General features: G+C 68.1%; 7 protein-coding genes. 4 read left to right on the top strand and 3 right to left on the bottom strand.

Features of this window, described 5'->3' with window-relative positions:
- Window positions 1-4 precede the first annotated feature (4 nt).
- Both cseB and cseC read left to right on the top strand, forming a co-directional pair.
- A complete protein-coding gene (gene cseB, locus OG430_RS22170) occupies window positions 5-733 on the top strand; it encodes a two-component system response regulator CseB (protein ID WP_327354303.1) in 729 nt (242 codons plus the stop codon).
- Window positions 730-2,052 (top strand): two-component system sensor histidine kinase CseC, encoded by a 1,323-nt coding sequence (gene cseC / locus OG430_RS22175; RefSeq protein ID WP_327354304.1) that lies wholly within the window; start codon window positions 730-732, stop codon window positions 2,050-2,052. Before cseB ends, cseC begins: the two co-directional genes overlap by 4 nt.
- Window positions 2,053-2,171: 119 nt before the next feature.
- Here cseC and OG430_RS22180 read toward each other — a convergent pair whose 3' ends face one another.
- Window positions 2,172-3,758, bottom strand: a complete 1,587-nt coding sequence (locus tag OG430_RS22180) for an MDR family MFS transporter (protein WP_327354305.1) — start codon at window positions 3,756-3,758, stop codon at window positions 2,172-2,174.
- 145 nt (window positions 3,759-3,903) lie between these two features.
- On the opposite strand from OG430_RS22180, the gene OG430_RS22185 reads away from it, so the two are divergent.
- Entirely contained in the window at window positions 3,904-4,494 is a 591-nt protein-coding gene (locus tag OG430_RS22185) for a TetR/AcrR family transcriptional regulator (protein WP_327354306.1), read from the top strand.
- 13 nt (window positions 4,495-4,507) lie between these two features.
- Here the strand turns inward: OG430_RS22185 and OG430_RS22190 are convergent, their stop codons facing one another.
- Window positions 4,508-5,167, bottom strand: coding sequence for a M23 family metallopeptidase (locus tag OG430_RS22190; RefSeq protein ID WP_327354307.1), 660 nt, complete (start codon window positions 5,165-5,167; stop codon window positions 4,508-4,510).
- Window positions 5,168-5,667: 500 nt separating this feature from the next.
- Between OG430_RS22190 and OG430_RS22195 the strand changes: the two genes are divergently transcribed.
- A complete protein-coding gene (locus tag OG430_RS22195; RefSeq protein ID WP_327354308.1) occupies window positions 5,668-8,760 on the top strand; it encodes an NACHT domain-containing protein in 3,093 nt (1,030 codons plus the stop codon).
- An 88-nt stretch (window positions 8,761-8,848) separates the two neighbouring features.
- On the opposite strand, the gene OG430_RS22200 is transcribed toward OG430_RS22195, so the two are convergent.
- A complete protein-coding gene (locus OG430_RS22200; RefSeq protein ID WP_327354309.1) occupies window positions 8,849-11,365 on the bottom strand; it encodes an ATP-dependent Clp protease ATP-binding subunit in 2,517 nt (838 codons plus the stop codon).
- Between the last annotated feature and the right edge of the window lies 1 nt (window position 11,366).

The raw sequence follows: 11,366 nt of genomic DNA on the forward strand, positions 1-11,366 counted from the left end.
CGGAATGGCAGAGCAGAACTCGCGCGTACACGTCCTGTTCGTCGAGGACGACGACGTCATCCGCGAGGCCACGCAGCTCGCTCTGGAGCGCGACGGCTTCGTGGTCACCGCCATGCCCGACGGCCTGGCGGGCCTTGAGGCGTTCCGTGCCGACCAACCCGACATCGCCCTGCTCGATGTGATGGTGCCGGGCCTGGACGGGGTCTCGCTGTGCCGCCGCATCCGGGACGAGTCCACGGTTCCCGTGATCATGCTGTCGGCGCGGGCCGACTCGATCGACGTCGTGCTCGGCCTGGAGGCCGGCGCCGACGACTACGTCACCAAGCCCTTCGACGGCGCCGTCCTGGTCGCCCGGATCCGCGCCGTCCTGCGCCGCTTCGGGCACGCCGGCGGCCCCGGCAGCGGCACGGGTGCGGCGGGCGACGAGGACACGGGGCAGCTGTCCAGTGGCGTCCTGACCTTCGGCGACCTGGAGATCGACACCGAGGGCATGGAGGTGCGCCGCGCCGGTGAGCCGGTGGCCCTGACCCCGACGGAAATGCGCCTGCTCCTGGAGTTCTCGCACTCCCCCGGCACGGTCCTGTCCCGCGACAAGCTCCTCGAGCGCGTCTGGGACTACGGCTGGGGCGGCGACACCCGCGTCGTCGACGTCCATGTGCAGCGACTGCGGACCAAGATCGGACAGGACCGGATCGAGACGGTTCGCGGCTTCGGATACAAGCTCAAGGGATGAGGTTCGGGGGGCTGCCCAGGGGGCTGAGGACAGGGCTGCGCTGGAAGCTGAGTGCGGCGATCGCGCTGGTCAGCGCGTTGGTCGCGCTGGTGCTCAGTCTGGTCGTGCACAACGCCGCGCGTGTCACCATGCTCGACAACGCGCGCGATGTGCAGGACGAGCGGCTGCAGATCGCGCAGCGCTACTACGAGTCGTCCAGACAGGTCAGGCTCGGCGCCAGGATCGACGACTCGGATCTGCCCCCGGAGCTGAAGGCCAAGGTCTCGAACGGCCGCCGCGCGACGTATGTGCAGGTCAAGGGCAACAGCGTGCCGGACATCTGGGCCGCGATGCCCATGAAGGACGGCCGCATCCTGTCCCTGCACACGCGCTTCACGGACCGCAGCACGACCGTGATGAAGGACCTCGACCAGGCCCTGGTCATCGGCTCGATCGCGGTCGTCTTCGGCGGCTGCGCCCTCGGCGTACTGGTCGGCGGCCAGCTCTCGCGCCGGCTGCGCAAGGCGGCGAGCGCGGCGAATCTGGTCGCCGCGGGCGAGAGCAACGTACGGGTACGCGACGCCATCGGCGGTGTCGTACGCGATGAGACCGACGATCTCGCGCACGCCGTGGACGCCATGGCGGACGCACTCAAGCAGCGCTACGAGGCCGAGCGGCGGGTCACCGCGGACATCGCGCACGAGCTGCGTACGCCGGTGACGGGGCTGCTCACCGCGGCCGAGCTGCTGCCGCCCGGCCGGCCGACCGAGCTGGTCAGGGACCGGGCACAGGCGATGCGCACCCTCGTCGAGGACGTGCTCGAGGTGGCCCGGCTCGACGGTGCCTCCGAGCGGGCCGAGCTGCAGGACATCAACCTCGGCGAGTTCATCACCCGGCGGGTCGCCTCGGCCTTCCCGGACGTCGAGGTGCAGGTGGTGCACGAGTCGGAGGTCACCACCGACCCGCGCCGCCTGGAGCGCGTCGTCGGCAACCTCCTGGCCAATGCGGCCAAGCACGGCAAGGCACCCATCCAGATCTCGGTCGAGGGCCGGGTGATCCGGGTCCGCGACCATGGCACCGGCTTCCCCGAGGAGCTGCTCGCCGAGGGCCCGAGCCGTTTCCGCACGGGCAGCAGCGACCGCGCGGGCCACGGCCACGGCCTCGGTCTGACGATCGCGGCGGGCCAGGCCCGGGTGCTCGGCGCACGGCTGACGTTCCGCAATGTGGGGCCCGAGCTGGGCGAGGGTCCGGCGGAGGGCGCGGTAGCGGTGCTGTGGCTGCCGGAGCACGCGCCGACGAACACGGGGAGCTTTCCGATGCTGTTCCCGCCCAAGAAGTAGCCCGAGAAGCAGCCTGAGAAGCAGAAGTCTTCAGACGTACGAAGCCCCCTGGTGCACAAGCACCAGGGGGCTTCGTCGGCCGGGCTCGGGCCGGGATCAGGCGGACTCTGCGACCGCCGTCACCTCGCGTCCCGCGGAGCGTCCCCACCCTCCGGAGCAGCCGCGGCCGGCTTCGGGGCGGCACCCTTCAGCGGAACCTCCTTGACGAACAGCGCCGCGACGAAGGCGACGACCGCCGCCGCGGAGCCGAGCAGGAAGGCCGCGTGGGTGCCGGACGAGACCGCGAACTGGTAGGCCTCACGGACCGGGACCGCCAGCCCCTCCAGGCTCTTGGCGTCCAACTGCGCGTTGGGGAGCTTGGCTCCGGGCAGCCGCTCGGCCATCTCGTGCGTCACCCGGTTGGTGAACAGCGCGCCCATGATCGCGACGCCGAACGAGCTGCCGAGCGTACGGAACAGGGTCGTCGAGGAGGACGCGACGCCCATGTCCTTCATCTCGACGCTGTTCTGCGCGACCAGCATCGTGATCTGCATCAGGAAGCCCATTCCGGCGCCGAGCACCGCCATGTAGATCCCCGAGGTCAGCTGCGAGGTACCGGTGTCCATCTGCGCGAGCAGGAACAGGCCCACGGTCATCAGGGCACCGCCCACGATCGGGAAGACCTTGTACTTGCCGCTGTTGGTGGTGACCCGGCCCGCGATCAGCGAGACGGCCATCATCGAGAGCAGCATCGGGAGCAGCAGCAGACCGGAGTTGGTGGCCGAGGCGCCCTGCACGGACTGCTGGTACAGCGGCAGGTAGAGCACGGCACCGAACATCACGAAGCCGGTGAAGAAGCCGATGATCGACATCAGGGTGAAGTTGCGGCTGCGGAAGATGTGCAGCGGCATGATCGGCTCGGGGACCCTGGTCTGCGAGAACAGGAACGCGGCCAGCGAGGCCACGCCGAGGGCGATCAGCCCGAGGATCATGCCCGAGCCCCAGGCGTACTCCGTACCGCCCCAGGTGGTGACGAGGACGATCGAGGTGATGCCGACCGTCAGCAGCGCCGCGCCCAGGAAGTCGATGCGCGCCTTGGACCGCTTCTTCGGCAGCTGCAGCACGATGGTGACCATGGCGAGGGCGATCACGCCAAGCGGCAGGTTGATGTAGAAGGACCAGCGCCAGCCCCAGTTGTCGGTGATGGTGCCGCCGACCAGCGGGCCGCCGATCATGGCGAGCGCCATGACGCCGGCCATCATGCCCTGGTACTTGCCGCGCTCACGCGGCGGAATCAGATCGCCGATGATCGCCATGACGCCGACCATCAGACCGCCGGCGCCCAGACCCTGGACGGCACGGAAGCCGATCAACTGGCCCATGTCCTGGGCCATTCCGGAGAGCGCCGACCCGATCAGGAAGATCACGATCGAGGTGAGGAAGGTGCTCTTCCGCCCGTACATGTCGCCGAGCTTGCCCCAGATCGGGGTGGACGCGGCGGTGGCGAGCGTATAGGCCGTGACCACCCAGGACAGGTGCTCCAGGCCGCCGAGCTCACCGACGATCGTCGGCATCGCGGTGCCGATGATCATGTTGTCCAGCATCGCGAGCAGCATCGCGATCATCAGCGCGAGAAGCACGACGCGCACACTGCGCGGCTTGGCCTCCTGCTGCTGTTCCTTGCCTCGTGGCTTCTGCGGCTTCGTCGCCTGCTCGGTTATCGCCATCTCCATCACTCCCTGACCCCTGGGACTTACTTGCCGCCCGGCTAGTTGTCTACACTGAGGGAAGGTAGACCCCTAACTAGCCGGGCGTCAAGTAAGTTCGACTGCGCCCTTGGCCCTAGGGCAATCGACGGAGAAGGCGAGCGCCATGACGAGCGAGAGCAGCACGCGGAGCCCCCGCAGGGGCAATACGCGACAGCGCATCCAGGACATCGCCCTCGAACTCTTCGCGGAGCAGGGGTACGAGAAGACGTCCCTGCGCGAGATCGCCGAGCAGCTCGAGGTCACGAAGGCGGCGCTGTACTACCACTTCAAGACCAAGGAAGACATCCTGATCAGCGTCTTCGAGGACCTGACCAAGCCGATGGACGAGCTGATCGAGTGGGGCAAGGCGCAGCCGCACACGCTGGAGACCAAGCTCGAGGTGGTACGCCGCTACAGCGAGGCGCTGATCGGCGCGGAGCGGCTCTTCCGTTTCATGCAGGAGAACCAGGCGACCGTACGCGAACTGACCGTCGGCCTGTCCTTCAAGGACCGCGTCATCGCCCTGATGGACATCATGCGGGACAAGGACGCACCCCTGACCGACCAGGTCCGCTGCTTCAGCGCGCTGTTCACCATGCACGCCGGGCACTTCGCCCTCCAGGACATCGAAAACGACCCCGAGGAGCGGCGCAAGGCCATCCTCGAGGTCGCCCTCGATCTGGTGACACAGGCCCACACGGGGCCGAAGAGCTGAGAGTGCCGGGGGGTCAGACAGTGACGCCCAGCGAGCGCAGGTAGGAGACCGGGTTGATCGCGGAGCCGTAGTTCGGCGTCGTACGGATCTCGAAGTGCAGGTGCGGACCGCTGGAGTTTCCGGTGTTGCCGGAGAGGGCTATGCGCTGGCCCTCCTTCACGGTCTGGCCGATCCGGACCTCGACCCGCGACAGGTGCGCGTACTGCGAGTACTTGCCGTTGGGGTGCTTGATCACTATCGCGTTGCCGTACGCGGGCCCGTCACCGGCGCCGTTCGGGCCGGCCTTGACCACGGTGCCGGCGCTGACGGCCTCGACCACGGTGCCGATCGGCACCGCGAAGTCCTGGCCGGAGTGCTTGTGGGCCCAGCGGCTGCCGCCGAGACCGAAGCCCGCGGAGAGCGTGTAGTTGTCGACCGGGTCCTCCCAGCCGTGCGTCGCCTTGGTGACCGCGGCCTTCTTGGCCTGGGCCACGTCGGCCGCCTTCGCCTGCGCCGTGGCCTGCGCCTCGATCGAGGCCGCCACGGTGGTCACACCGTTGTCCCCGCCGTTCTGGGCGGCCATGGCGATCCCGCTGCCGAGCACCGTCGTCACCCCGATGCCGGCGGCCATGACGGCGGCCCGCGTACGGAACATCGACGGGCTGGGACTGTGGGACTTGGCGCGCTTCGACATGCGGATGACCTCCGTGGCCGGACAAGAGTGCAAGACGTGAGACATGAACAGACCCGGCCGCGGAACCCCTTACGGAATGACCCCTACGACCGGGATGCCCCACCTTGGTAACCCGCGCCCCCGCCCCCGCCCAAACCCCTCACCTACTACCGAGGCTCGTACTCAAGGCTCGGGCTCACCGACCCTTGACGACCGCTATGTCCAAATTCGCCCGATGCCAAGTTTCTTAGCGCTGGTCCGGTTTAGCCCCAGTTCGGGGCCGTACGTTCCGACCGCTCGCCCGGGATTCCCTTAGCCTCACCCCCTCCAGGACCAAGGTCCCGAGGGTTGCCCGTCGAAGGTCCCGGGCCACTGGGGGGCTGTCCCCACTATTCCGCCTAGTACCGGACAAAACCCCTGTGCGTCATGTCACCGCGCCCCAAGATCCAACACCCTGCGAATGTGACCCCCGCTACGCTGCATTCCGCTGATGGCACGGCCTACTGGGGGGCTTGGCGCTGATGGATCCGGCATTTCTGAGCGGGGCACGGTTGGCTTCGCGGGCGGCGGCTCCGCTGATCAAGAAGCTTTTCGTCGCGGACGGGCCCGGGGCGGGGCTGGTGGACAAGCCGATGCGGATATCGGGGTTCGTTTCGTTCCGGGGTGAGAAGCGGACGCTCAGCGAGAAGGATCTACGCAGGATCGCGGGGCGGCTGGTGAATGCGGCCTTGCGTACGCGCGAGCGCCCCATTGCCTACGAGGAGCGGCAAGCGGTCATCGATGCGTTGACGGGGACTCTGTTTGCTCTGGGCGAGCTGGGCCTCACGGATGTCGCCGCGGTGCGTATGGGGGCGGGGGCTTTTGCCCGGGAACTCCGGGCGGCGGCAGGCACACCGGAAAGGCACCTGTCCGCCGATGCGACGTATCTCTATGAGCGGCTCGTCGAGGATGCCTGCGCCCATATCCTCAACTTCTTCACTCAGCGCTCTCAATTCGTCGCACGCAGCCATGTCGAGGAGATCCGGCTGCTCGGCGACAGCATCGCGAAGATCGATGAACTGATCGCCCGGACGCCGCTTCCGGGGGCGCTGGATGCGGAATTCGAGGCACGCTATTTCGAGTACATCGAGGCGAAGCACAGTCGGCTGACGATCTATGGGATCGATCTGGCGGATACCCCGGGGAAGTGGCCGATCGATGCGGCGTATTTGAGCCTGCAGGCGGCCGAGCCGGACCCGAAGTTCTTCCTGAGCTGGAGGTCCCACGAAGGCATCACCCAGGTCTTCCTGCCGCACACCGATGGCGGCGCCTTTGCCCCACGCCCCGCCGACCGGGCCCTGGCCGACTACGACCGGGTCCTGCTGCGCGGCGTCGCAGGCTCCGGCAAGACGACGCTGGTGCAGTGGCTGGCCCTCTCGGCGGCCCGCCAGGACCTGGCCGACCCAGCCGACCCGATGGCGTACCTGGACGACCGCATCCCCTTCGTCCTGCCCCTGCGCTCCCTGACCCGGCACGGTGAACGCCTCCCCTCCTCCCCCGGCAGCTTCCTCACGGCCATCGGCTGCGGAGTGCGCGACGACGAGCCGGCCGGCTGGGCGGCACGGGTGCTGCGGGCCGGCCGCGGGCTACTCCTGGTCGACGGGATCGACGAGGTGCCGGAGGCGGAGCGACCGCGGGCGAAAGCGTGGCTGGCGGAACTGGTCGAGCTCTATCCGGGCAACCGATGGCTGGTGACCTCCCGGAATTCGGCCGTACCCACCGGCTGGCTGGCCGAGGAGGGCTTCGCCGAGCTCGCCCTGACACCCATGGGCGCCGCCGAGACCGCGTCGTTCATCGGCCACTGGCACCGCGCGGCACACACCGACGACCCCGAGGCGGACGGCCAGCTGGCGGCGTACGAGAGAAAGCTCCTGCAGGCCGTACGCGCCAAGCCGGAGCTCGGCAGGCTCGCCACCAACCCGCTGATGTGCGGACTCATCTGCGCCCTGCAGCGGGACCGGCGCGGCTATCTGCCGCACAGCAGACGCGAGTTGTACGAGGCCGCTCTCGCCATGCTCCTTGTCCGGCGGGACCGGGAGCGGGACATCCACGTGCCGGAGGTCTCGCAGGAGTCGCAGGTCGAAGTGCTGCAGCGGCTGGCGTACCACCTGATCCTCAACGGACGGACGGAGCTCGATCGTTCACGGGCGGAGTCGATCATCGGCAAAACCCTGGACTCGGTCCCCGAACTACGGCAAGCGATCGGCGAGGCCCCGGCCGTCTACGACCACTTCCTGGAACGCAGCGGCCTGCTGACCGACCCGGATCCGCAGACCATGATCTTCATCCACCGCACCTTCCAGGACTACCTGGGTGCCCGGTACGCGGTCAGCGAGGGCCACTTCGGGGTGCTCGGCGCACATGCGGCAGACGACCAATGGCAGGACGTCATCCGCATGGCCGTGGGGCACGGGCGGCCCCGCGAACGGGCTGAGATCTTCGAGGAGTTGCTGAGGAAGGCGGACAGTTCCTCCGACAAGGCGGTGCGGGACCGCATCCACCTGGTGGCCGCGGCGGCGCTGGAACAGGCTGTGGGCGGGCTTTCGGAGGATGTACGTCGCCGGGTCACGGCCGGTGCCGAGTCGCTTGTCCCACCGCGCGACGCGGACGCGGCCCGCGCTCTGGCCGGAGCCGGCCCGATCGTGCTCGAACTGCTGCCGGGCCCGGAAGGCCTGGACGAGGAAGCGGCCGCGCATGTGGTGACGGCGGCCTCGCACGTGGGCGACGAGCGCGCCATCCCCTTCCTGGCCCGATACGCGGACCATGAGTCCCTGCTCGTGCGCCGGCAACTGATGTGGGCGTGGCACCGCCTTCCCACCGTCCCGTACGCCGAAGAGGTCATCGCCCGGCTCAGCCCTGACGGGCTGTACTTCACGGTCACGACGGACCAGGAGCTCAGGACGCTCGGCACCTTGGGACCACGCCCGCTGCTCGAAGTGCGGGACGACGTCACACCCGGGGCGCTGGCCGCATTCACGGCATCGGCCCAGCTCACCCATGTGAGGTTCAGCTGGGCGACCCACATCACGGATCTGTCGTGCCTGCGCGACCAGACCCGGCTCACAGCAGTGACCATCCTGCCGCCGCTGGACCGCGCGCGGCCGTTCTCCCTGACCGGCCTGTCCGCCGACACACCCCTGCGGTCACTGCTCGTCTCGTTCGCCGACCTGCGGGAAGGTCTGCAACCGATCGAGCACTACCGGGAACTGCGTGAACTGGAGGCCGTGGACAACATGCCGTACTCAGCGGCGGACTGGCGAGCCGTTGCCACACTCCCTCACCTGCGAAAACTGACCATCGCGGCCCAGGACCTGCCCTCGGCCCGGCAGCTGGTGCTGCCAGGCCTCAGCTCCCTCGTCATGCTGGGCATCTCCTTCGCCGTCCCCGACCTGCGTCAGCTGGTCGAGTTCTGCCCGGCGCTCCAGTCCCTGACGTTGGACACCTACACCAGGCCCGTGGACCTCGCCCCACTGGCTGCTCTGCCGTGTCTGCGGGAGCTCAGGCTCGGCAACCTCAGCACCACGTTCACCGGCCTCGACCAGCTCCCCTCCACCATCCAGGTCGTCCGCGACTGAATCCCCGTACGGAAAAAGGGGCTGGCCCCGAACCGAAAACCCGGTCCGGGGCCAGCCCCACAAACTCGCGGCACCAGGCCGCAAGGCCTTACTTCGTCAGATCAGGCCCAGCCGACCCGGCAGACTCCACCGGCGGAGCATCCGGCAGTGCCGACTTCTCCTCGCCGCGGAAGGTGAAGGTCGCGGTCTCGCCCTCGCCCTCCGTGTCGACGACCACGATGTGGCCCGGGCGGAGCTCGCCGAAGAGGATCTTCTCCGACAGGGTGTCCTCGACCTCGCGCTGGATCGTGCGACGCAGCGGACGCGCACCAAGGACCGGGTCGTAACCCTTCTTGGCGAGGAGCTCCTTCGCGGACTGGGAGAGCTCGAGGCCCATGTCCCGGTCCTTGAGGCGCTCGTCGACCTTCTCGATCATCAGGTCGACGATCTTGAGGATGTCCTCGCGGCTGAGCTGCGGGAAGACGACGACGTCGTCCACACGGTTGAGGAACTCGGGGCGGAAGTGCTGCTTGAGCTCGTCCGAGACCTTGTTCTTCATGCGCTCGTAGTTGGTCTTCGAGTCGCCCTGGGCCGCGAAGCCCAGGTTGAAGCCCTTCGAGATGTCACGGGTTCCAAGGTTGGTCGTCATGATGATGACCGTGTTCTTGAAGTCCACGACGCGGCCCTGGGAGTCGGTCAGTCGACCGTCCTCCAGGATCTGGAGCAGCGAGTTGAAGATGTCCGGGTGGGCCTTCTCGACCTCGTCGAACAGGACCACCGAGAACGGCTTGCGGCGGACCTTCTCCGTCAGCTGACCGCCCTCTTCGTACCCGACGTAGCCGGGAGGCGAGCCGAAGAGCCGCGAGACGGTGTGCTTCTCGCTGAACTCCGACATGTCGAGGGAGATCATCGCGTCCTCGTCGCCGAAGAGGAACTCGGCGAGAGCCTTCGAGAGCTCGGTCTTACCGACACCGGACGGGCCCGCGAAGATGAACGAACCACCGGGACGCTTCGGGTCCTTCAGACCGGCGCGCGTACGGCGGATCGCCTTCGAGAGCGCCTTGACGGCGTCCGTCTGACCGATGACGCGCTTGTGGAGCTCGTCCTCCATGCGCAGCAGACGCGAGGACTCCTCCTCGGTCAGCTTGAAGACCGGGATGCCCGTCGCGGTCGCGAGGACCTCGGCGATGAGCTCGCCGTCGACCTCCGCGACGACGTCCATGTCGCCGGCCTTCCACTCCTTCTCGCGCTTGGCCTTCGCCGCCAGCAGCTGCTTCTCCTTGTCGCGGAGAGACGCTGCCTTCTCGAAGTCCTGGGAGTCGATGGCCGACTCCTTGTCGCGACGCACGCCCGCGATCTTCTCGTCGAACTCGCGGAGGTCCGGCGGCGCGGTCATCCGGCGGATGCGCATCCGGGAGCCGGCCTCGTCGATCAGGTCGATCGCCTTGTCCGGCAGGAAGCGGTCCGAGATGTACCGGTCGGCCAGGGTCGCCGCCTGGACGAGGGCCTCGTCCGTGATGGAGACGCGGTGGTGGGCCTCGTACCGGTCACGGAGACCCTTGAGGATCTCGATGGTGTGCGGCAGCGACGGCTCCGCGACCTGGATGGGCTGGAAGCGGCGCTCGAGAGCGGCGTCCTTCTCCAGGTACTTGCGGTACTCGTCGAGCGTGGTGGCACCGATGGTCTGGAGCTCACCGCGGGCCAGCATCGGCTTCAGGATGGAAGCCGCATCGATCGCGCCCTCGGCCGCGCCCGCACCCACCAGGGTGTGGAGCTCGTCGATGAACAGGATGATGTCGCCGCGGGTGCGGATCTCCTTGAGGACCTTCTTCAGGCGCTCCTCGAAGTCACCGCGGTAGCGGGAGCCGGCGACCAGGGCGCCGAGGTCCAGGGTGTAGAGGTGCTTGTCCTTGAGGGTCTCGGGCACCTCGCCCTTGACGATGGCCTGGGCGAGACCCTCGACGACGGCGGTCTTGCCGACGCCGGGCTCACCGATCAGGACCGGGTTGTTCTTCGTACGGCGGGACAGCACCTGCATGACCCGCTCGATCTCCTTCTCGCGCCCGATGACCGGGTCGAGCTTGGATTCGCGAGCGGCCTGGGTGAGGTTCCGGCCGAACTGGTCGAGCACCAGGGACGTGGAAGGCGTGCCCTCCGCAGGACCACCGGCGGTGGCGGTCTCCTTGCCCTGGTAGCCGGAGAGCAGCTGGATGACCTGCTGCCGCACCCGGTTGAGGTCTGCACCCAGCTTGACCAGGACCTGGGCGGCGACGCCCTCGCCCTCACGGATCAGGCCGAGCAGAATGTGCTCCGTGCCGATGTAGTTGTGGCCCAGCTGAAGGGCCTCGCGGAGCGAAAGCTCCAGGACCTTCTTGGCACGAGGAGTGAAGGGGATGTGCCCGGACGGGGCCTGCTGCCCCTGCCCGATGATCTCCTCCACCTGCTGGCGGACCGCCTCGAGCGAAATCCCGAGGCTCTCCAGGGCCTTAGCGGCGACACCCTCGCCCTCGTGGATCAAGCCCAGGAGGATGTGCTCGGTGCCGATGTAGTTGTGGTTGAGCATCCGGGCTTCTTCCTGAGCCAGGACGACAACCCGCCGCGCGCGGTCGGTGAACCTCTCGAACATC

The organism is Streptomyces sp. NBC_01304, from assembly GCF_035975855.1.
Classification (GTDB): domain Bacteria; phylum Actinomycetota; class Actinomycetes; order Streptomycetales; family Streptomycetaceae; genus Streptomyces.